The sequence below is a fragment of the Kangiella sp. TOML190 genome, assembly GCF_023706045.1.
Classification (GTDB): domain Bacteria; phylum Pseudomonadota; class Gammaproteobacteria; order Enterobacterales; family Kangiellaceae; genus Kangiella.
On the sequence record NZ_BQYL01000001.1, the window covers coordinates 144954 to 167193 of the forward strand.

Sequence of the window (22240 nt, forward strand, 5' to 3'; positions counted from 1 at the left end):
TTCAGCACCAGTCACTGGCAATCTCCTCTACTAAATAATCAGGCATAGACGTCGGGATCATAGTATTGACGTCCACGCAGGCGACTTTAATGGTCGCTTCGTTCAATAATTTTTGTTCAGCGTCATCACTAACAATTTGCTGATGAAAAACCACGCTAGCTTTGCGCGATTTTACGATTGTAGTTTTAACTAATAACTTTTCATTAAAGCGCGCTGGCGCAAAATAACGGGCATCAATATGCGCCACTGCGAAGGCCAAACCTTGCTCAATCAAAAGGTCCTGATCATACCCAAGGCTGCGCAGCCATTCTGTGCGCCCGCGCTCATAAAATTTCAGATAATTGGCGTAATAAACCACACCCGCCACATCAGTATCTTCATAATAGACTCGAACCGGCCAAATAAATTCAGGCTTTTTTATATCATTCATCTAAAGTTATTAACGTATCGTTTTGTAAATCGTGTTAGTTCGCTGCTAATTTAGTCTTTTGACTGGGCAATTGAACCAACAACCACTCAATCAAATAAGTCACCATCACCAGGAATAATCTCAAAATGTTGGTATGCAAGCTTGGTCGCAATACGCCCTCTAGGCGTGCGCTGAATAAAGCCCTGCTGGATCAAAAAAGGTTCCAACACATCATCAATGGTATCTCTTTCTTCGCCAATCGCCGCCGCTAGTGTATCTAAGCCCACTGGGCCGCCGGAAAATTTCTCGATAATGGTCAGCAACAATTTTCTGTCCATCATATCGAAGCCCTTATCATCCACATCGAGCATATCCAAAGCGCGACTGGCCACTTCTTGATCAATGGCACCATCGGCTTTAATTTCTGCATAATCACGCACGCGGCGCAGCAATCGATTGGCAATCCGCGGCGTACCGCGCGAGCGTCGGGCAATTTCTTGTGCGCCAGAGCTATCCATCGTCAAACCAATAATTTTACCTGCGCGCTCGACAATGCTCGTTAAGTCTTTGATGTTATAAAACTCTAATCGTTGCACTATGCCAAAACGATCGCGCAGCGGCGAGGTTAAAGAACCGGCTCTGGTGGTTGCGCCAACCAAAGTAAAGGGCGGCAAATCCAGCTTAATCGAGCGGGCTGCAGGGCCTTCGCCAATCATAATATCCAGCTGATAATCCTCCATCGCTGGATACAATACTTCCTCGATATGCGGGCTAAGGCGATGGATTTCGTCAATAAACAAGACGTCATTCGGTTCAAGATTGGTCAACATTGCCGCCAAATCGCCCGCCTTTTCCAATACTGGGCCTGAGGTGTGCTTAATCCCAACCCCCATTTCATTGGAGATAATGTTAGCTAAAGTCGTTTTACCCAGACCGGGCGGACCAAAAATTAGAACGTGATCAAGCGCTTCTTGGCGTTTTTTGGCCGCCGAAAGAAAGATCTCCATCTGCTCACACACCTTTTGCTGGCCCACATAATCTTTAAGTTCCGTGGGTCTAATGGCGCGATCAAAATGATCTTCTTCCGCAACTTGCTCGGGATTGATGATTCGGTCGTGTTCTATCATGCGGCTGCTTGTCAGTTATTCTCTATTTTCAAGGTATCTTTTTAATGTTTATCAATGACTTAGTGTTACTTTTATGGTGTCATTATCGAGCGTTTTGCAATTGGCATCTAGTCTAGCAAGTGTTTCGGCGATAGGAAACTGGCAAGGCATGGAAATCCATAATTGGCCATGATTGCGCTAAGCGAACACTATTGAGCCGCTTCCAGCTCTTCGTTAAGCATCAGCCAGTCCTCTTCAAGCACCTCAAGCTGTTGATTTACTTGAGTATATTCACTGGTCAAGGTCATCAGCTGTGCTTTATTGGACTCCTCATACAAACTTGGTAGCGCCATTTGCGTATCCAGCTCACTCTTTCGCTGTTGCAAAGTTTCCAGCTGTTTATCCAATTGCTTCAACTTTTTCAGTAGCGGTTGTAACTGTTGGCGCTTTTGCGCCTCAATTTGCCGCTGCTCTTTACGCGACAAGGTCATATCAGGTTTTTCTTGAGGAGCAGCTTCTTGATGGTCTGTCGTTTCTTGAGCGCTATTTCTAGTTAGCTTTTCCTGCTCAAGCGTCCATTTGGCATAATCGTCTAGATCGCCTTTAAACTGCTCAACCCCGCCATTAGCCACCAAGTACAAATCGTCACAAACGGTTTTGAGCATATGGCGATCGTGCGAGACCAATAAGATCGCACCTTCAAAATTCTGGAAAGCCACCGTCATCGCATGGCGCATTTCCAGATCCAAGTGGTTGGTGGGTTCATCGAGCAATAAGACATTCGGCTTAGAATAGACCAGCAACGCTAGAACCAAACGCGCTTTTTCTCCGCCAGAAAAAGGGGCCACAGGCTCCAAAGCCTTGTCACCGTTAAAATCAAAACCACCAAGAAAGTTTCGAAGCTCTTGCTCAGTTTTTTCGGGATAATCGCGCTGCAAATGCTGCAAAGGCGACATATCAGGATGTAGCTGATCGAGCTGATGCTGAGCAAAGTAGCCAATATTTATGGTCTTTGCCGCCACTCGCTCGCCTGCCAACAAAGGAATGTGTTGCACTAGGGATTTGATAAGCGTGGATTTACCAGCTCCGTTTTTACCCAATAAGCCAATGCGATCGCCGGGTAATAACGAAAAACCAATCTGATTTAAAATGGTGATCTGCTCTTTATCAGTTTGATAACCCAAAGCGGCATCTTTAATTTGTAGCAATGGCGCTGGCACATGCCCTAGCTCTGGAAAAGCAAAATCAAAAGGCGAATCCACATGCGCTGGCGCGATCAGCTCCATGCGCTCTAAGGCTTTGACCCGCGATTGCGCCTGTTTAGCCTTGCTCGCCTTGGCCTTGAAGCGGGTGACAAAGGATTGCATGTGGGCAATTTCTTTTTGTTGCCGCTCGAACTGACTTTGTTGCTGCGCTAACTGTTCGGCACGCTGAATTTCGAAATCAGAATAGTTACCGGTGTAAACTTTTATCGCTTGCTGTTCGATATGGGCGATTCGATTGACCACCCGATCCAGAAAGTCTCTATCGTGAGAAATCAATAAAATCGCGCCTTGATAGGCTTTTAGCCATTTTTCCAGCCACACCACCGCTTCTAAATCAAGATGGTTTGTTGGCTCATCCAGTAATAATAAATCCGAACGACACATAAGCGCTTGCGCTAAATTTAAACGCATCCGCCAGCCACCTGAAAAGCTGTTAACCGCTAGATTTTCCTGCGCAGCGCTAAACCCCAAGCCGTGCATCAGCGCACCCGCCCGCGAATGAGCCGTATAAGCGTCAATATCCGCCAGCTTCTGGTGTAACTCACCAATCGCATCGCCATGGTTACCCGCTTCTGCGATGGCTAATTGTCGTTGCAGCTCAATTAACTCTGCATCGCCTTGTAAAACATAATCAATGGCGGCAATAGAAACCGTTGGCGTTTCTTGGCGCACGCTGGAAATCACAATACCATTGGATTTTGAGAAATCACCATCGTCTTCTTCCAACTCTCCTCTTACTAATGCAAATAGCGAAGACTTACCGGTACCATTAGCGCCGGTCACCCCTACTTTATCCTGCGGATTAACAATAAAAGATGCCTGCTCAAACAGCACCTTTTTACCGCGTCTTAGGGAAGTGTTTTCGAAAAACAGCATAGTGGCGAGAATTAATCGTAAAAAGAATTGCGCCTATTATATAGCGCAACCGAAGTGGCACAAGCGGATAAAGTCATGTTGTTACATTTGGCTGCATGCTATCATTTTCAACACGATTTTAGAGTAACCGGCAAGGCCACTAAAAGCTTAGTATGTTCGAAGTTATTATCTTAGCATTGGCATTAAGCATGGATGCCTTCGCTGTATCCATTGGCCTAGGCGCTAAACAAAATAAAAACACGGGTTCATTAGCGATAATGGCGGGGCTCTACTTTGGCCTATTCCAAGGCTTGATGCCTTTGCTGGGTTATCTTGGCGGCCTAGGAGTTTTGGGTTGGATGCAATCTTTTGCGCCTTGGATCGCTTTCTTGCTATTGCTGTTAATCGGTAGCAAAATGATTTACGAGTCGTTTTCACACAGCATCGAAAATAATATCCCCAGCACTAGCCACAAAGTCATGCTGATTTTATCCATAGCCACCAGCATTGATGCCATGGCAGCAGGTTTTACCCTAACTTTGTTACCAGTAAACCCTTTTATCGCTTGCTTGATTATTGGTGTTACCACCTTTGCTTTTAGCTGGGTTGGCGTCCTTCTTGGGCATCAAGTCGGCAATAAAAATGGCACTTGGTTGGAAAGTAAAGCCGAACTTCTCGGCGGCGTTATCCTTATCCTGATCGGCTTTAAAATCGTATTGTCTTAGGCAAAGAATGTTCAAAAAAGCCAGAGTTTTGTGCTCTGGCTTTTTTACGCTATTTAATAAGGTAGGTTAAATCGTTTGCTTAGCCGTTTGTTGACCAATTCCGATTCGACTCCACTTTTGCCATTTCAGCGATTCGCGTTTGAACAGACGCTTTAGGCTTCGAACCAAAGCCTGAAACTCGACAAAATCAATAGCGTACAGCAACAACCAAGCAATTGGCGCTAGGCCCAGCAAGTTGCTATGAAAATCTTTTTTTGAATCGGTCAAGATCTGGCCGGTAACCATCACCGTTGAGAACAGAATCATAATGGCAAGGGGCAAATAGTCGCTGCTAATAAAAGTATAAGCAAAGAAGAAGGTCAATAAGAGTCCCTGCAAGAGCAATAAGATTTCAGAATACACAGCTAACGGCAGGATCACCCAGGATAAATAAGGATTTTGATGGTGTTTACTAAAAAATAATTCCTTATGCCTTAGATAAGTCAAAATACGACCATATTTCCAGCGCAAACGCTGATTACACAAACCTTTCCAATCCGACGGGCCTTCGGTATAAATTACCGCGTTGTGCGCATAGCGAGTTTTGTAGCCATGACCTAAAATGCGCATCGACATTTCTACATCTTCAGTAATCAACTCTGGGTCAAAACCTTTTAGATCCACCAATACCTTTCTACGGTAAGCGGCGGCTGCACCGCCAATAATATACACAGAGTTAAACACCGAATCGGCACGCTTGAAGAAAAAGCCGCAGACGTACTCTAGCTGCTGAATGAGCTCGATGGGCTTTTTGCGATTTCCAATAATCACATTACCAGCAACAGCGCCTACATAAGGATCGTTAAAACGTTGAACGAAATTTTCCACCGCGTCAGGATCCATCACACAGTCGGCATCAACCGTAATAACGATCTCGCCATCCGCCAACTCCAAACCTTCATTTAGAGCTTTCGCTTTACCACCATTGGGTAGCGATAAATATTTGATTTCACGCGTATCAGGCTCTGGCTCGTATTGCGCAATAAATTGGCGCACCAAGCTGTCAGTCTTGTCAGTTGAACCGTCGTTGATCACCACCAACTGCAAATTTTGATAGTTTGAATTTAGAACCGACATCATGGTTTTAACAATACCCACTTCTTCGTTCCAGGCCGGTAACAAAACACTTACTTTAGGGTTGGTGTGTTCTTGCACCAAATGATGCTTTTCTTTATAGCTGTACCATATTGCCGACACCAGCTGTAACACCAGCTTGATAAGTAAGGGTAGCACCATCATAAAAAGTACTAACCGAGTACCATCAAGGCTACTAATAGGTGATTCACTAGCGGTCAGGGCTAAATAAAAAATAGCCATGGTTGCTGAATATAGGCCAAAAAACAACCCAAAAGTCTTTAGCTTCTGTTTCAAATTTTCACTCATAGGGTTTAACGATTATTGGGCCACGGGACGAATAGCTAGTTTTCATTGGCTTTTAACACCTGAGTTCAAACTTACTCGTCGGGGACTTAATCTAACGTGGCTAAAATTCAGGCGGAATTATTGCACAAGCATCGGTGCATACAAAGCTCTAGACTTGACTCGGATCACAAAAAAAAGAGACAAGCTTGTGGCTTGCCTCTCACTTTTTGTAGGAACTTTTACAATGTGAAATATGTCACACTATATTCGTGTTTTGATTAAATTTTACTCGATATCCGTTCCAAAATCGCCATCCATCTGCGCGCTTAAGTAAGCTAGCACCACATAAGCTGCGGTGTTTTGGTCAAGCGCTGCTTTATCAATTTTATCCAGTGTATCGTCTGGCGTATGGTGGTAATCGAAATAATCGGTACCGTCTTGGCGTAAAGAAAATACCGAAACCCCCAATTGGCGTAAAGGAATCAGATCGGGTCCACCACCAGCTCGGTTATTGCCATAAGAAATACCTAATGGCTCCATGATCTCGGCAATTTTCTTAGCCACCGGCAGAGCATCGGCTTTTACTCGCGAGTCGATGCGCCAGATTTTGCCAGCTCCAAAATCAGACTCAGCGCCGGTAATAATATTGTTTAAATCATTTTTATGCGCTTCGGCATAGGCCTTTGCTCCTACCAAGCCTTGCTCTTCGTTTGCCCACATAATGACTCGAATGGAGCGTTTTGGTCGTTGCGGTAGCCGCGCGATCAACTCCGCCGCGGCGGTAGTAATGGCAACCCCAGCGCCATCATCAAGCGCACCCGTTCCCAAATCCCAAGAATCTAAATGGCCACCAATAAGCACATACTCTTCCGGCTTTTCAGAACCGGTAATTTCGCCAATCACGTTATAGGAGGTGTATTCTTGGCCATCACGCGCTCCCAGAGTCATTTTGACTTCTACTGGCTTGCCGCGCTTAAGCATATTTTCCAATAAATCCGCATCAGGCGCAGACAATGCCGCCGCAGGAATGCGAACTACATCATCGGCATAGCGCATCATGCCAGTGTGCGCCATTCGATGTGAATCAGTACCAATCGAGCGGATTAAAATGCCCACCGCGCCTTTTTTGGCAGCTTCAACTGCGCCAGAACCGCGCGCCGAAACCGCGGGACCATAGCCAGAGCCATCACGCGCTTTTTTCATCTTGTACTTAATAAAAACAATTTTGCCTTTAGCATCATTATCGGGCGCATTTTTTAAATCCTCTAAAGTTTCATAAGCCTTAATTTCAGCAGTTAACCCTTCGGCAGCAGTACCAATACTAAAGCCCAAAGCAGTGATTACCAGTGGCTGCGGATAGGGCGAAATCACTTCAGCAGTTTCCACTCCGCGCTTCCAAGTCGGAAAGGTCACCGGCTCTTTCCAAACCTTATCAAAGCCTAATTCTTTGAGTTTCGCTTCGCCCCACTTGACTGCGGCGGCATCGCCAGGTGTTCCCGCCATTCTTGGCCCCACTTCAGTGGTTAAGGACTCTACAATGGCGTAACCTTTGGAGCTTTTTAACGCTTCATCTCGAAGCTGCTCGGCAATTTTTATATCTTCAGCATCCAAGCTAGGAGCTTGAGCAAAGGTTGCCAATGGGGTGTGAAATAAAGCCAAAATGGTAAAAGCAAAGCTAGCGAGTTTCATAAATTTCTCTCTCAATAGTTCTAGGCTTGACAGCGCAGACCAGTAACGGTTGAATGGGCTATTCTTCCTGATGAGGCCAAATTGATGTCTACCATATACGATTACTCGGCGGTTTTAAATAACGGTAAAGAAATTTCTTTAAGCGAATACCAAGGTAAAGTGTTACTAGTTGTAAATACTGCCAGCGCCTGCGGTTTTACGCCACAATATAAGGGTTTGCAGGAACTATATACTAAATACCAAGAGCAAGGGTTTGAGATCTTAGCGTTTCCCTGCAACCAGTTTAAGAATCAAGAAAAAGGCTCCGATGAGGAAATTAAAAACTTTTGTGATCTGAACTTTAATATTTCCTTTCCACTCTTTTCAAAGGTTGATGTCAATGGCGATGACACCCACCCTGCTTTTGCTTACTTAAAAGACAATGCGCGCGGTTTTTTTGGCAGCACCAACATCAAGTGGAACTTTACGAAATTTTTAGTGGGCAAGGATGGTAAAGTCGTCAAACGCTTCGCCACTGTGACTAAACCACAAAAACTAGAAAGTGCGATTGAGCGAGAATTAGCAAAATAAAATCCTTTGTCATTACGAGGAGTGATAGCGATGAAGTAATCTCAAATTAGCAAGCATTAGTATTCGAGATCGCTCCATAGCAAAGAGCGCTGCTCACAATGACAAGCCCATAAGGTTTCAAGATGCCCAACATAAACAACACCCAATTAAAAGACAAAGTCGTTATCATCACTGGCGCTAGCCGCGGCATTGGTCGTGAAATTGCGCTTACCTGTGCTAAAGCAGGCGCTATCGTGATTATTGCGGCAAAATCTGCCGAGCCGCATCCCAAACTTCCCGGTACTATCCATAGCGTTGCCAAGGAGATCGAAGATTTAGGTGGTCGCGCAGTTCCTGTCCAAATTGATGTACGCGATGAAAAAGCCATTAAAAAACTTTGTAACACTATAGCCGAAGAATTTGGCGGTATTGATATCGTTGTGAATAACGCAGGGGCTATTAGCCTGACTAAAGTAGAAGATACCTCACCGGTGCGTTATGACTTGATGCAACAGATCAACTCGCGCGCGGTTTATGTCTTTGCTCATTACGCTTTGCCTTATCTTAAACGTTCGGATAACCCGCATATTTTAAGTTTGTCGCCGCCCATCAATATGAATATCCAATGGCTCAAGGACTACTCGCCTTACACCCTATCGAAGTATGGTATGAGCTTGCTATCCAAAGGTATGGCTGAAGAATTTAAAGAGTACGGTATTGCGGTCAATACCCTATGGCCACAAACCTACATCGCCACCGCCGCGATTGAGTTTGCCGTAGGCAATAAAGAAATGCTCAATTACGCTCGAACACCCGCCATTATGGCAGACGCGGCCAAGGTAATATTAACCCACCCCAGCCAAAACTATACCGGCTTATGGTTAATTGATGAAGAAGTGTTAAAAGCTGCCGGGGAAACTGATTTCTCGAAGTATGCTTATAACCCAGAGTTTGAGGCGCATATTAAAAAGGACTTGTTTTTGGATTAGCTCTTTGTTGCCCTAATAACTAGCCTAAAACAGTAATTGAATAGCGTCAATTTGCAGGACTGCAAATTGAGTTATGAGGAACAGGGATGTTCCATCATAACGACGCGTTAATGAATTTACTGTTTTAGGGAAGCCGCGGGGCGCAGTGATTGGGAGTCCTTTCTTTTAGTTAGTTTTCTTTGGACGAGCAAAGAAAATTCTCATGGATAACAGGCTATAAAGCGCTAAAAAGAATAGCTACGTCTTTTAAGGAAGACTCTTTCTTATAGACATCGCCATTATTTGTATAGGATATTTCAAGCTGATCCTCTGACTTCCAAATCACTTTAGGTAAATTTTCGTCATGATGACCATCAGCAATAAATATATTTCCAGGTTCGTTAGCAAGTTCCTCATTAATATCCAAAATCGAAATGTGATTGGAAAAACCTGTTGTAGCTCCGCAACTCCTTTCAAAAACCACTATTTTTTGTCTTAAATCTGGGCTTGGAGTCTCGCTAATAATCTGATTACCACACATATCACAAGCAGGTAATAGAGTAATAAAGCCTAAAATAAAAAGTATTCTCACGAACACTCCGCTACGGCAAAAGCCACGGCATAATGTTTTTCATCGGAAATAGTAACTTGCACTTTTTGGATATAATTTTGCTTAGCCCATTGTTCAGCTTTACCGGTTAACGTCACTACCGGTTTACCCAAAACATCATGCGAAATCGACAGCTGAACAAAATCAATGCCTTTGCGCATTCCGGTACCGAGCGCTTTGGAAATCGCTTCTTTGGCGGCAAATTTTTTAGCTAAAAAAGCGACTTTGCTTTTGGGATGTTTTTCGGATATTTCTTGGTATTTTATCAACTCTGACTCTGACAAGATCCGCTGTGCAAATTTATCACCATTACGCTCAAGCGATTGTTCTATCCGCTCTAAAGAAATAATGTCGGTACCAATGCCAAAAATCATGATGCTTTAACCTAGTCTTGATAAGCCCATTGGCGCGCTTCGATCATCAGTTTTTTCATATCAGAAACCGCTTTATCTAAGCCCGATAAAACCGCTCGGCCAATAATGGCATGACCAATATTAAGTTCGATAATGTCTTTGATTGCTGCAATCGGCTGCACATTATGATAATGCAAACCGTGACCGGCATTGACCAACAGTCCTTCGCTAACGGCATGAGTTACGCCCTGTTGGATTCTGACTAATTCTTCTTGTTGCATTTGCTCGCTTTTCGCATCGGCATATTCGCCGGTATGCAGTTCAATATATTCAGCGCCCGTTCGGGCGGCGGCGTCAATTTGCTTTTGATTGGCATCAATAAATAGCGATACTTTTATCCCTGCTTCCGCCATTCGATGGCAAGCCTCTTTAATTTTTGATTCCTGACCTTTAACGTCCAAGCCGCCTTCGGTAGTCAACTCTTCGCGTTTTTCTGGCACTAGGCAAACGTAAGCCGGCTTTGTTTTCTCGGCAATGGCAAGCATTTCATCCGTCACAGCCATTTCCAAATTCATCCGCGTTTGAATGGTACTGGCAAGCTGCTCGACATCGCGATCAGTAATATGGCGACGGTCTTCGCGCAGATGAATGGTGATCCCGTCGGCGCCATTTTGCTCAGCGTTAAAAGCGGCTTGCACCGGATCAGGGTATTGGGTACCACGCGCATTGCGCAGAGTAGCAATGTGGTCGATATTGACCCCAAGTAAAATAGGCTGGAAGTGGTTGATGGGCGTCATAAGCTACCCCTTAGTATTGGTACTAGTTTTGGCATTAGTATTCGAGTTAAAATAATAGTGATAGGCTAGTAAGCTTAGGCTTGAAGTGCAAGCGTTTGTTGCAAAAGTTTACGACTATTAAGCTCCTTGCCATCCAGAATGTGATCGATAATATGCTTGTTGACGGTTCTGGCTATAGCAACGCTACCCTTGTGTTGCCACTGACGCTGTGCCACTGCGTTAATTAAATCGCCTTTGATTAACAAGCCGCGCTTTAATGACTCAATAGCAAAGCCTTGCTGCGGAATATAAGAGTACTCCTGTTTTTCATCGATTAAGTCGCCATGGATATCCGCCGTCCAGTCGATGGCATAACCCAGCTCATCGAGCAAATACAGTTCAAACTCACGCAATAGGATTTGCGGGCTATCGCTGCTTTGTAATAATTCTAGCGTTTGTTGATACACTTCGAACAGCTCTAGGTGTGGATCCCATTGAATCAGTAGTTTTAGCAGTAACTCGTTCAGATAAAGCCCGCAAAGATTGTTGATACCGTTTAACTGAAACGGTAATCCGCAACTATCCAGCTGCTTTAGTGTTTTTAAATTTGCGCGCCCTAACCAACTGATGGATAAGGGATAAAAGGGTTGCAGCAAAGCACGCTTTTGGTTCTTGTTCGAGGCCGAACGCGCTCCTTTAGCCACTAAGCTCACCCGTCCTTCCTCCAACGTAAAAGCTTCCACCAACAAACTGGTTTCCTTAAAAGGTCGTGTATGCAGAATAAAAGCTGGAGTTAGAGTATCTTTTGACATTGTATTAACTGCTATAGCTAGCTAGGTTATCGCGGCGGTGCTTTTTGCAGTGGCCACTAGTAAATGGTAGGTAATATTTCGTAGGAATTTTTTGACTAACATAACAGCTTATTAAACTCATATTATGTGATATTTTTTTATTGTTCGAAACAAAAAGAAAAGATAAACACGGAGCTTATATTAATAAGTGAGTATTTTAGCTTTTCTTTTTAACAAAGAAGAATGGAAAAATAGCCATAATATTATAGGTCTTCGTAACCAAGGGATCGCAGCGCTCGCTCATCATCCGCCCAACCATCTTTCACTTTCACCCAGATTTCTAAAAATACTTTTTGCCCAAACTGCTCTTCCATATCTAGGCGTGCATCTTTACCAATTTGCTTAAGGCGCGCGCCTTGCTTACCAATAATAATGGATTTCTGGCTATTGCGCTCTACCAAAATCAATGCATTAATATGCAAAACGCCATTATCTTGCTGCTTAAACTGCTCAATCTCGACAGTGGAAGAATAAGGAATTTCATCGCCCAAAGTGCGCATTAATTTTTCCCGAACCAATTCCGCCGCCATAAAACGTGAGCTACGATCGGTAATGTAATCTTCTGGGTAAAACAAATCCCCTTGCGGTAACCAGTCTTTTAAGGCTTGCACTAGCGGTTCTAAATTATCACCTTTTAGTGCAGAGCCCGGAAATACCACATCAAAATTATGCTTTTCACCGAGCGTTTGCAAGTGCGGCAATAATTCTTCTTTGTCCTTAACCTTATCGACTTTGTTAACAAATAAAATGGTTTTGCCTTGATATTGCTTTAACTTTTCCAGCACTAATTCATCATCTTCATTCCACACGGTACCATCGACCACAAAAATAATGATATCCACATAATCCACCGAACTAGCGGCGGCTCGATTCATATAACGGTTAATGGTGCGCGCTTCTTTTTTATGAATACCCGGCGTATCGACAAATAGGATCTGCGCATCCTCGTCGGTATAAATCCCTAATACCCGATGACGGGTAGTCTGAGGCTTGCGCGAGGTAATACTGACTTTTTGCCCTAAAATATGGTTCATCAAAGTAGACTTTCCCACATTCGGACGGCCTAAAACCGCTACATAGCCGCAACGAAAATCAGGATTAGTGTCAGTGCTCATCTGTGGTTAGCCTTTTTGGAGATCCAGCAATAAGTTTAGCATTTTTTCGGCGGCAGCTTGTTCAGCATTACGACGACTTGAGCCATCACCTTGAGTAATGGTTTCACCGTTAAAAGCTATCTGACAGCTGACTTCAAAGTGCTGCTGATGCGCTTCGCCAGATACTTCAAGCAGCTGGTACTGTGGAAGCTCCGCTTTGCGAGATTGTAACCACTCTTGTAAACGAGTTTTTGGGTCCTTGACTACCGTTTCGGCAGAAATGTCATCAATTCGGGAATAATATAACTTGAGAATCAAGTCTTTGGCGGTTGCAAACCCTGAGTCTAAATAGATAGCGCCTAATAAGGCCTCGAAAGCATCGGCTAAAATGGAACCACGGCGATAACCGCCAGTTTTTAGCTCCCCTTCGCCTAAATAAAGACAGTCACCCAATTCAATTTCTTTGGCGATCACCGATAAGGTTTTACCTTTGACCAAACTTGAACGAAAGCGACTGAGCTTGCCTTCATCCATTTTAGGAAACTTTTGATACAGCGCCTCGGCAATCACCATACCTAAAATGGCATCGCCCAAAAACTCCAGACGTTCATTATGAGCGCCAGAAGCACTACGATGAGTAAGCGCCTGTTTAAATAGTTTGGGGTTGGAAAATTGATAATCAAGACGTCTTAATAAGCGCTCTTGCAGACTTTTCTTATTAGGCATAAGGTTAATTAAAACATCTTGATCAACAGTCGTTATTGCAGAGGCTGTTCGTGTTCAAACTCTACTAAAGCGCTGACATTGCCAAATAAAGAAACTTTCTTGTCATATTTAATAACAATCACTTTACCGTTGGCGGTGTCTTTAATGGTGGCATCTTCTCCTTTAACAGAATCGATACTATTAATATTGAATCTATTTTGGAGTAAACTTTTAATTTTTTTATTAGTTTCGCCTGCCACCTTTTGCTCATATAAAGAAGTCATAGAACTTTTTACACTGCCATATTCCATATAAACAGGTACTAACTTGATGGTAATATAGATAAAAAATAACACCACCATAACGATAATCAACCAACCCGCTGCCGTTGCACCCTGTATTTTTTGTTTCATTGATAAGTTTTTATTTAACATTAACTTGCCCCCAGTTATTCCTATTTGCTGTAATTCCTTAATCAATGGCTCCTACTCTACCAAAACTTATGCCCTTTGGTAAATGCCAACCAAAAAGAACAGGCTCATCGGTAAAGGTCATAAATAGCCACTTAGCGGCGGCACGACCAATAATCGCTTCTCTATCAATAAAAGCTTGGGAGTTTTCTTCATACCAAGCACGCGCATCACGACTGTTATCACGGTGATCGCCCATAGCAAAATATTTGCCTTCAGGTAGTGTTACTTGCCACTGCTGATCGTGAGCTCCACCACGGTACTTTTTGTCCACAAACAACAGCTCATGCTGGTTACCCAACACATCTTGCTGATATAAATCAAATTGATAGCGCGATTGGTCAACCAACTCAGGCACTTCTGTTGACACCAACTCTGGCTTAATCACAAACTTTTCGCATTTTTGCTCAGGCAAACATTTAGTTTCAATGGTTAAGATACCGCGATTCCAAGTTAGCGTATCGCCCGGCAAGCCGTACAAACGCTTAATATAGGCGGGCTGAATGGCTTTAGTTGGATCATCCAGATTTGGCGGATGGAACACAATCACATCACCACGCTGCGGCTCACCAACAGGAATAATCTGGGTGTTAGTCACCGGCAGGCGAATGCCGTAAGCGTATTTATTGACCAGAATAAAATCACCATCGTACAAGCCTGGATTCATACTACCCGATGGGATCCGGTAAGGCTCATACAAAAAAGAGCGTAAAATCAAAACACCGAAAATAATCGGAAACATGGAGCGAGAAATATCAATGGCAAAAGGTAAAACCTCATGACCTTTTTCATCGTATTCACGGCCTTTAGCTTCGCGCTCTTTGCTCCATTTTAACTTATCAATCAGCGCAATAACCCCTGTGACCACAGCACCAATCGTTAAATAAAATCCAAAATCGTAATAAATCATTGTCTGCCTATTATTAAATTTTATATTTCAAGGTTTATTTAGGGATTTTATGCCCAGACGCGGCAAAAGTATTCGAGACGCGGAATTTATATTGATATATAAATGAGCACCCGAGAATAGTTTTAACCAAATATGAGGATAAAATAACACAAACAAACTATTTGTCTTTGCCAACGTGCAGAACAGCAAGAAATGCTTCTTGTGGTATTTCTACTTTGCCTACCTGCTTCATGCGTTTTTTACCGGCTTTTTGTTTTTCTAATAATTTGCGTTTACGCGAAACATCGCCGCCATAACATTTCGCCAAAACGTTTTTACGCAAGGCTTTAACCGTGGAGCGAGCAATGATGTGATTGCCGATAGCCGCCTGAATCGCCACTTCAAACATCTGGCGCGGAATAATTTCCTTCATTTTCTCGACCAACTCGCGGCCTTTGTATTGCGCTTGATCGGCATGCACGATTAACGCCAATGCATCCACTCGCTCGCCGTTAATTAAAATATCAGTTCTAACTAGCTTATCTTCTTGGAAACGCTTAAAACTGTAATCCAAGGAAGCGTAACCACGACTGACCGACTTTAGACGATCGAAAAAGTCCAATACCGCTTCATTCATAGGCAAATCATAGCTTAAGGACACTTGATTACCGGCGTATTGCATTTTGGTTTGCATTCCACGCTTTTCCACGCACAAGGTAATGACCGCACCCAAATGTTCCTGCGGCACTAAAATATTAGCCTCACAAATAGGTTCGCGAATGGCCTTAATGTTTGATACAGGTGGTAACTTCGAAGGATTGTCTACGTATAAAGTTTCACCATCGGTAGTTTCCACTTCGTAAATTACCGTCGGCGCGGTAGTGATTAAATCCAAGTTGTATTCGCGCTCTAAGCGTTCTTGAATAATCTCCATATGAAGCATTCCCAAGAAGCCACAGCGGAAACCAAAACCTAGCGCAGTTGAATTTTCTGGTTCATAAAACAAAGACGCATCGTTAAGGCTTAATTTAGCCAAGGCATCACGAAAACTTTCATAGTCGTCAGAATTAACGGGGAACAGTCCTGCATAAACCTGCGGTTTGACTTGCTTAAAACCTGGCAAGGCTTGTTCGGCGGGATCTTTAGCCGTGGTAATGGTGTCGCCCACTGGCGCACCTTGAATTTCTTTAATCCCGGCAATAACAAAGCCTACTTCACCCGCTTTGAGCTCGCCTAAATCTTGGCGCTTAGGGGTAAAGATCCCGACATGATCCACCACATGGTTTTTACCAGTGGACATCACCTGCATCTTTTCGTTTTTCTTAATAGTTCCCTGCATCACACGCACTAGCGAGACTACCCCGAGGTAATTATCAAACCAAGAGTCAATAATCAAAGCCTGCAAAGGCGCATCAGGATCACCATAGGCAGGCGGCACGTCTTTAACAATGGCTTCGAGCAACTCTTCAATGCCTAAACCCGTTTTAGCCGAGCATTGCACCGCTTCCATCGCCTCGATCCCGACAATGTCTTCAATCTCTTGGATCACTCTTTCCGGTTCCGCGGAAGGCAAATCAATTTTATTTAGCACCGGAACGACTTCTAGATCCTGCTCAATGGCAGTATAACAATTAGCCAAGGTTTGCGCTTCCACCCCTTGCGCAGCATCCACCACCAGCAAAGCGCCTTCACAAGCCGCTAGCGAACGCGAAACTTCGTAGGAAAAATCCACGTGGCCTGGGGTATCAATAAAGTTTAACTGATAAGTATGGCCGTCTTTGGCTGCATAATTCAAAGTAACGCTTTGTGCCTTAATGGTGATCCCACGCTCACGCTCCAGATCCATCGAATCCAATACCTGCGCTTCCATTTCTCGCTCCGAGAGACCGCCACAATGCTGGATCAATCGATCGGACAGGGTAGACTTGCCATGATCGATGTGGGCAATGATGGAAAAATTTCGAATGTAATCAGTATAGGCCATTGGGGCTCAATCTCTAAAGTGCAAGGCTAGCTCAAAGCGCAGTATTGTAGCCCAAATGCCAAGTATTAAAAAGCATAGAACTCGCGGCTTTGGATATAAAAAAAGCCAGTCAACTTAAACAGTTTAAGCGACTGGCTTGATGTTTTACAGCGGATGTTAATTTAAATAAATAATCCGATAGTCACTACCATTACGGCCGGTCACCAATACCAGCAACTTATTAGCACGTTTTAGCTCGTTCATCACGCGGTAAAAATCCTCGGTATTCTCAATATCATTACGATTAATTTCAGTAATAATATCGCCTTGGCTGATACCAGCGCGTTGCGCCGGACTACCCGGCTCTACTTTGGTTACCACGACTCCAGAGTCCACTCCTAACTGCTGACGAAGGCTGTTACCAAGATTATTGACTTCAATACCTAAACGATTTTCGCTTTCTTGGGGCTGTACCGAAGCGAAATCATCATCCCGCTCGACCAATTTAGCACTAAAACTTTTGGCTTTTCCATCGCGATAGCCTTTAAGCTTGATTTTGCTGCCAGGCTCCATTTGCGCAATAAAGTAAGGCAAATCCTGATGACTACGCACCCGATTACCCTCAATTTCAGTAATAATATCGCCACGCTGGATGCCAGCTTTTTGCGCGGGTGAATCCTGTTGCACACTATTAATCAGCGCACCGCCTACCGTCGGAAGATCAAAATAGTCAACGACTCCTTGATCCACTTCTTCATAACCCACGCCCAAATAACCGCGAATGACCTTACCGTTAGCCTGCAATTGATCGCCAACAGAGTCGGCTAAATCGATCGGAATTGAAAACGACAGACCGGTCGAAATCATCGGGTTATAAATCATGGAGTTGATGCCGACCACTTCGCCATCAAGGTTAATCAAAGGGCCGCCCGAGTTGCCGCTATTGATTGCCACATCGGTCTGAATAAAAGGCACAAAGGGTGAACCCACGCCACCACGCCCTTTGGCGCTGACGATGCCAGCGGTAACGGTTTGTTCTAGGTTAAAAGGCGCACCAAAAGCTAAAACCCATTCGCCAACTTTGAGGTCACGCGAAGTACCAATTTTTACGGGCTTAAGCTTTAAACCTTTCGGTTCGATTTTTAGTAAGGCCACGTCAGACAGGGCGTCGCTACCAATAATTTTGGCATCGTATTCACGACCATTATTCAGCTTCACCGCTACTTTATCGCTATTGTTAACCACATGGTGGTTGGTCAGAATATGACCCTTGGAATCGATAATAAAGCCCGAACCGCCCGCTTTGCCAATGGAGCGGCCTCTTTGCCGAACATCCACCTTAACGCTAACCACGCTGGGCTGAATTTCTTCTACCAGCTTAGTAAAATCGGGGAATCGTTCAGCTTGAGCGGTGCTCGCAAGCACCAAGCTAGTAAAAATAAAACTCAACATGAGTAAGCTTTTTTTCATTATGACGTCTCTCTCCTAAAAATTAAGCTACTTAAACATCTATAGGGTTTGAGAGCCTGTTTTTCAATGGGTTCCCATTAGATAACCGATTATTCTAAGAAGATGTTTCGATCTGTTTCACGGCTATCGGTCTCTTGACAATTCTTAACAAAACTGGCTCTAAACGTTTGTTTTTGCTGTTTTTTTGTCCAATCAGCCTAACTCCATAAAAGCCTAACAAGAGTCCCATTAGGGCCATTGCAATGACATAGGGTTCGGCTAAAGCTGCAAACAACCAGCGACTTAAAAAAGCCGTTAACATCATGCACGCTAAAGGAAGCAAATAAACCAGAAAAGAACTTTTCACCACCAAATCTTCAGGGATCCCGACTTCAACTTGATCGCCTACTCGGGCTTTAAGTTGATTGGTCATCGGCGTAATAAAGGATCTTTCGCCAAAAGCCTTGCTGATAATTCCCGTGCCGCAACTGCTATTAACTTGACAACTATTGCACGAAGTTTTGCCTAAGGTTTGTACCCAAGCGGTCTCACCTTTGATTTCTACAACTTGACCCGTTTCTGTCAGCATAAAGGTTTCATCACCAGTTAGTGGTTGCCATTCGATTTAGCTAGAGGCTAATTTGGGGCAAAAAAATACCCATTAATAATAATGGGTATTATAGGCTTTATTTGCTTAAGAGGGCAGTAATAAGCAAAGCCGCGCTAGTTTTTCGCTTCAGCTTCCTCTTTTTTGCTATCTTTTCCTAATTCGATCTCTTGTTTTTGCATTTCAACTTTATTTGGTTCACTAACCACATCCTCCACTGGCACGCTGATGGCTAGAGCCTTTTGATTAGAAACGGTACGAATTACTGGTAGGCCTTGGGCGTTACGCGCCTGATTGAACAAGGCCATTTGCTGTTGGGCTTGTTGATTGGGCTGCTGCGCTTTGACTTGAGTTGCCGCTAGAGTTTGCGGCTGGATAGTTTCCGTCGGCGTAATATTACCGGTACTCATCAAGGCGACTAAAGCTACAGATGCCGCTATCGCAAAACCACCAACCGTTTTGGCTGTCTTGCGCGGGAAACTGACCACCGTGGTTTCGGCTGCGGTTTCCTCCAGCGAGCTGTTATCATCAGCTTGATCCGAGGAACTAGGAGCAAACTTAGGCGCAAAGATGGTCGCTTCTTTATCTAGAGCGGCCATCACTTGATCGGCAATCGACACTTTTGGACTGATGGCTTCTTCGCGCATCAAACCGCCAATTAATTGATAGCGCTCGAAAGCTTGTTTCGCTTGCATGTCGTCAGTCAGTTGCAACCACTCATTATCGGATTGGATATCGCCATCAAGGTATTTACTGGCAATTTCTGCTGAACTGAACTCTGTATCGTTAAATTTCAACCGCTAGACCTCTATTTTTTTAATATCTCCATTAAAAACAAAAAGTTATTAATGGAAAACGGTACTACTAGTGTTACTAAAGTGTATTTTTGTTAATCAATTGACTTATGCTTTGGTAAAAAGTTCACAAAAAATGTAAATAATCGTGTCAATTTGCTAAAAACAGCACTTTTTACCTTAATAAACTTTCGATTAACCCTTTACTCCCCGCCTAAACTAAATAACTTATGAACGCCAACCCTGCTCTAACAAAGGAGCAATCTTCTGATCGATGGCATCACGTGCCCGAAAAATTCGTGAGCGAACCGTGCCTACCGGACAGTCCATCACCTCAGAAATTTCCTCGTAACTCATGCCTTCCATCTCACGCAAACTAATTGCAGTTTTTAGATCTTCTGGCAGTTCATCAATGGTTGAAAAAATCAATTCTCGGATTTCATCGCGGAACATTAAACGCTCCGGACTGCCAGTATCGCGTAGCGCATCGCCACCGTCGTACTGCTCAGCTTCGATCGCATCGATATCGGAGCCGGGTGGCCGACGGCCCTTGGAAACTAGGTGGTTTTTGGCGGTATTGATGGCGATCCGATAGAGCCAAGTATAAAAAGCACTATCGCCTCGGAAGCCAGGCAAGGCGCGATAGGCTTTAATAAAGGCTTCTTGCGACACGTCCATCACCTCGTCAGCATCTTTCACGAAGCGCGAGATAAGATTCATGATCTTGTGCTGATATTTTCGTACCAACAGATCAAAGGCCGACTTGTCACCTGCCTGAACCCGCGCGACTAGGCTCTGATCTTGGTTGGGCTCAGGTTTAGCACCCAGATTTAATTTGGTGTTGTCACTTTTAATGGCTTTTGCCTTCATAGTTACTATTCTTATGTTAATTTTAAACGCTTATTCGGATAAAGCAAAACTACGCCGACAAAACTTGAGCATTGTTGGTCTGAATCAATAGGCGTCATGCACTGCTTGTGATACATTTGCTGGTAAACTGTGAACCATTGCTATTTTTTTATTATCCGTTATTAATGACCCAATGGTGGGATAAAAAGTTCCAAAAAAAATACTCTATGATCAATCACCTACTCTTTTCGCAAGCAATTCTTTCATGAGCGCTATAGAGCATCACACTGACGTTTTAGTGATTGGAAGCGGCGCAGCGGGTTTATCGGCAGCACTACGCTTAGCCCATCTTGGCAACATCACAGTGCTTTCCAAAGCCGAAGTCACCGAAGGCTCAACCTTCTATGCCCAAGGGGGTATTGCCGCGGTATTGCATGAAAATGATAGTGTCGACTCGCATGTGGAAGACACCCTGATTGCCGGTGGCGGGCTCTGTAAGGAAGCGGCGGTACGTTTTACCGTGGAACATTCCACCGAAGCAATCCATTGGCTGATTGATCGGGGGGTGGCTTTTAGTAAGCAAGATCAAGAATACCACCTAACCCGCGAAGGCGGTCACAGCCAAAGGCGCATTATCCATTCGGACGATGCCACAGGTAAAGCTGTCTCCACCACCCTAGTCGCTGCGGTTCGTGCCGAAGCCAACATCACCTTGTTGGAACATTACATAGCGCTCGATTTAATTACCGAGCACAAACTGGGAAACAAGCATCAAGCCAATCGTTGCCTTGGTGCCTATGTTTTTAACTTGACTCATGATCGGGTCGAAACCATCAGCGCGCGCTTTGTTATTCTGGCTACTGGCGGCGCTAGCAAAGTCTACCTTTATACCTCCAATCCTGACGTTGCCAGTGGCGATGGAATTGCCATGGCTTGGCGCGCTGGCTGCTCTGTTGCCAACTTAGAATTCAACCAATTCCACCCCACTTGTCTTTATCATCCAGCAGCCCGCAGTTTTTTAATCACTGAAGCTTTACGTGGCGAAGGCGCAGTATTACGCCGTCCGAATGGCGAACGCTTTATGCATGAATACGATAAACGCGGCGAATTGGCACCGCGGGATATAGTGGCGCAAACCATTGACCATGAAATCAAAAAGCTTGGCGTGGATTGTGTTTATCTCGACATCAGTCATAAAGACCCCGATTTCATCAAACAGCACTTCCCCACCATCTACGCCAAACTCATGGAGTTTGGGATCGACATGACTACCGATGCAATCCCTGTCGTACCAGCCGCACACTATACCTGCGGCGGCGTGATGGTCGATCTTAATAGCCAAACCGATCTGGCAGGACTCTACGCAATTGGCGAAGTGGCTTATACCGGTTTGCATGGGGCTAATCGTATGGCCAGTAACTCGCTATTGGAATGCTTGGTTTTTGCCCAATCGGCAGCAGAAAATATCGAGCAGCAGTGGTCGCAAGTAACTTTAAATAGCCAGATACCTCATTGGGACGATAGCCAAGTGACCGACTCAGATGAGGAAGTGGTACTGAACCACAATTGGCATGAACTGCGACAATTGATGTGGAATTATGTGGGTATCGTACGCAGCGATAAGCGCTTGCAACGGGCCTTAAGTCGGATCGAATTGTTAAAGCAAGAGATCCACGATTATTATGCCAACTTTAAAGTCTCCAACGATTTAATCGAACTGCGTAATCTGGTCATAGTGGCGGAGTTGATTGTGCGCTGCGCCTTGCAACGCAAAGAAAGTCGCGGTCTTCACTTTACCCTCGATTATCCCGATAAGTTAGAAAACGCTGTAGAAACTAAGCTAAATCCTTATTAAACTTTTGC

The 22240-nt window shown here is 44.3% G+C and carries 22 protein-coding genes; 4 read left to right on the top strand and 18 right to left on the bottom strand.

Features of this window, described 5'->3' with window-relative positions; translation table 11 throughout:
• Window position 1 precedes the first annotated feature (1 nt).
• The 3 genes from ybgC to NFS34_RS00680 form a co-directional block, all read right to left on the bottom strand.
• On the bottom strand, window positions 2–430 hold the full coding sequence (gene ybgC, locus NFS34_RS00670; protein ID WP_251357913.1) for a tol-pal system-associated acyl-CoA thioesterase: 429 nt from the start codon (window positions 428–430) through the stop codon (window positions 2–4).
• 86 nt (window positions 431–516) lie between these two features.
• Window positions 517–1536 carry a Holliday junction branch migration DNA helicase RuvB gene (ruvB, locus tag NFS34_RS00675; RefSeq protein ID WP_251357914.1) on the bottom strand — a complete coding sequence of 340 codons (1020 nt, stop codon included), beginning with the start codon at window positions 1534–1536 and terminating at the stop codon, window positions 517–519.
• Between the two features lie 188 nt (window positions 1537–1724).
• A complete protein-coding gene (locus NFS34_RS00680) occupies window positions 1725–3656 on the bottom strand; it encodes an ATP-binding cassette domain-containing protein (RefSeq protein ID WP_251357915.1) in 1932 nt (643 codons plus the stop codon).
• A gap of 152 nt (window positions 3657–3808) precedes the next feature.
• Here NFS34_RS00680 and NFS34_RS00685 point away from each other — a divergent pair, with 152 nt between their 5' ends.
• Window positions 3809–4360 carry a manganese efflux pump MntP family protein gene (locus NFS34_RS00685; protein ID WP_251357916.1) on the top strand — a complete coding sequence of 184 codons (552 nt, stop codon included), beginning with the start codon at window positions 3809–3811 and terminating at the stop codon, window positions 4358–4360.
• 66 nt (window positions 4361–4426) lie between these two features.
• Here NFS34_RS00685 and NFS34_RS00690 read toward each other — a convergent pair whose 3' ends face one another.
• A complete protein-coding gene (locus NFS34_RS00690) occupies window positions 4427–5782 on the bottom strand; it encodes a glycosyltransferase family 2 protein (RefSeq protein ID WP_251357917.1) in 1356 nt (451 codons plus the stop codon).
• 264 nt (window positions 5783–6046) lie between these two features.
• The gene (locus tag NFS34_RS00695) at window positions 6047–7450 is read right to left on the bottom strand and encodes a M20/M25/M40 family metallo-hydrolase (RefSeq protein ID WP_251357918.1); all 1404 of its coding nucleotides are present in this window, start codon (window positions 7448–7450) and stop codon (window positions 6047–6049) included.
• A gap of 84 nt (window positions 7451–7534) precedes the next feature.
• Here NFS34_RS00695 and NFS34_RS00700 point away from each other — a divergent pair, with 84 nt between their 5' ends.
• Complete coding sequence (locus NFS34_RS00700; RefSeq protein WP_251357919.1) at window positions 7535–8020, top strand: glutathione peroxidase; 486 nt, start codon at window positions 7535–7537, stop codon at window positions 8018–8020.
• 122 nt (window positions 8021–8142) lie between these two features.
• Window positions 8143–8988 carry an NAD(P)-dependent oxidoreductase gene (locus tag NFS34_RS00705; RefSeq protein ID WP_251357920.1) on the top strand — a complete coding sequence of 282 codons (846 nt, stop codon included), beginning with the start codon at window positions 8143–8145 and terminating at the stop codon, window positions 8986–8988.
• A gap of 214 nt (window positions 8989–9202) precedes the next feature.
• Here the strand turns inward: NFS34_RS00705 and NFS34_RS00710 are convergent, their stop codons facing one another.
• The 13 genes from NFS34_RS00710 to rpoE all read right to left on the bottom strand — a co-directional run bounded on the left by NFS34_RS00710 (window position 9203) and on the right by rpoE (window position 20398).
• Window positions 9203–9559 carry a hypothetical protein gene (locus NFS34_RS00710; protein WP_251357921.1) on the bottom strand — a complete coding sequence of 119 codons (357 nt, stop codon included), beginning with the start codon at window positions 9557–9559 and terminating at the stop codon, window positions 9203–9205.
• Complete coding sequence (acpS, locus tag NFS34_RS00715; protein WP_376707947.1) at window positions 9556–9954, bottom strand: holo-ACP synthase; 399 nt, start codon at window positions 9952–9954, stop codon at window positions 9556–9558. Before acpS ends, NFS34_RS00710 begins: the two co-directional genes overlap by 4 nt.
• Before the next feature lie 8 nt (window positions 9955–9962).
• The gene (gene pdxJ / locus NFS34_RS00720) at window positions 9963–10727 is read right to left on the bottom strand and encodes a pyridoxine 5'-phosphate synthase (RefSeq protein WP_251357923.1); all 765 of its coding nucleotides are present in this window, start codon (window positions 10725–10727) and stop codon (window positions 9963–9965) included.
• Window positions 10728–10801: 74 nt separating this feature from the next.
• Window positions 10802–11518 (bottom strand): DNA repair protein RecO, encoded by a 717-nt coding sequence (gene recO / locus NFS34_RS00725; RefSeq protein ID WP_251357924.1) that lies wholly within the window; start codon window positions 11516–11518, stop codon window positions 10802–10804.
• A gap of 242 nt (window positions 11519–11760) precedes the next feature.
• Complete coding sequence (gene era / locus NFS34_RS00730; RefSeq protein WP_251357925.1) at window positions 11761–12672, bottom strand: GTPase Era; 912 nt, start codon at window positions 12670–12672, stop codon at window positions 11761–11763.
• A gap of 6 nt (window positions 12673–12678) precedes the next feature.
• Window positions 12679–13377, bottom strand: coding sequence for a ribonuclease III (gene rnc / locus NFS34_RS00735; RefSeq protein WP_251357926.1), 699 nt, complete (start codon window positions 13375–13377; stop codon window positions 12679–12681).
• A 32-nt stretch (window positions 13378–13409) separates the two neighbouring features.
• Complete coding sequence (locus NFS34_RS00740) at window positions 13410–13835, bottom strand: DUF4845 domain-containing protein (RefSeq protein WP_251357927.1); 426 nt, start codon at window positions 13833–13835, stop codon at window positions 13410–13412.
• A complete protein-coding gene (lepB, locus tag NFS34_RS00745; protein ID WP_251357928.1) occupies window positions 13828–14736 on the bottom strand; it encodes a signal peptidase I in 909 nt (302 codons plus the stop codon). The genes NFS34_RS00740 and lepB overlap by 8 nt, the downstream gene beginning before the upstream one ends.
• Window positions 14737–14893: 157 nt before the next feature.
• Window positions 14894–16699, bottom strand: coding sequence for a translation elongation factor 4 (lepA, locus tag NFS34_RS00750; RefSeq protein WP_251357929.1), 1806 nt, complete (start codon window positions 16697–16699; stop codon window positions 14894–14896).
• 156 nt (window positions 16700–16855) lie between these two features.
• Window positions 16856–18148 (bottom strand): Do family serine endopeptidase, encoded by a 1293-nt coding sequence (locus NFS34_RS00755; protein ID WP_251357930.1) that lies wholly within the window; start codon window positions 18146–18148, stop codon window positions 16856–16858.
• A 94-nt stretch (window positions 18149–18242) separates the two neighbouring features.
• Window positions 18243–18716: a SoxR reducing system RseC family protein gene (locus NFS34_RS00760; RefSeq protein WP_251357931.1), complete on the bottom strand. Its 474-nt coding sequence runs from the start codon at window positions 18714–18716 to the stop codon at window positions 18243–18245.
• Between the two features lie 134 nt (window positions 18717–18850).
• The gene (locus tag NFS34_RS00765) at window positions 18851–19531 is read right to left on the bottom strand and encodes a sigma-E factor negative regulatory protein (protein WP_251357932.1); all 681 of its coding nucleotides are present in this window, start codon (window positions 19529–19531) and stop codon (window positions 18851–18853) included.
• Window positions 19532–19756: 225 nt separating this feature from the next.
• On the bottom strand, window positions 19757–20398 hold the full coding sequence (gene rpoE / locus NFS34_RS00770) for an RNA polymerase sigma factor RpoE (RefSeq protein ID WP_251357933.1): 642 nt from the start codon (window positions 20396–20398) through the stop codon (window positions 19757–19759).
• A 244-nt stretch (window positions 20399–20642) separates the two neighbouring features.
• Between rpoE and nadB the strand changes: the two genes are divergently transcribed.
• Window positions 20643–22232, top strand: coding sequence for an L-aspartate oxidase (nadB, locus tag NFS34_RS00775; protein WP_251357934.1), 1590 nt, complete (start codon window positions 20643–20645; stop codon window positions 22230–22232).
• Window positions 22233–22240 lie beyond the last annotated feature (8 nt).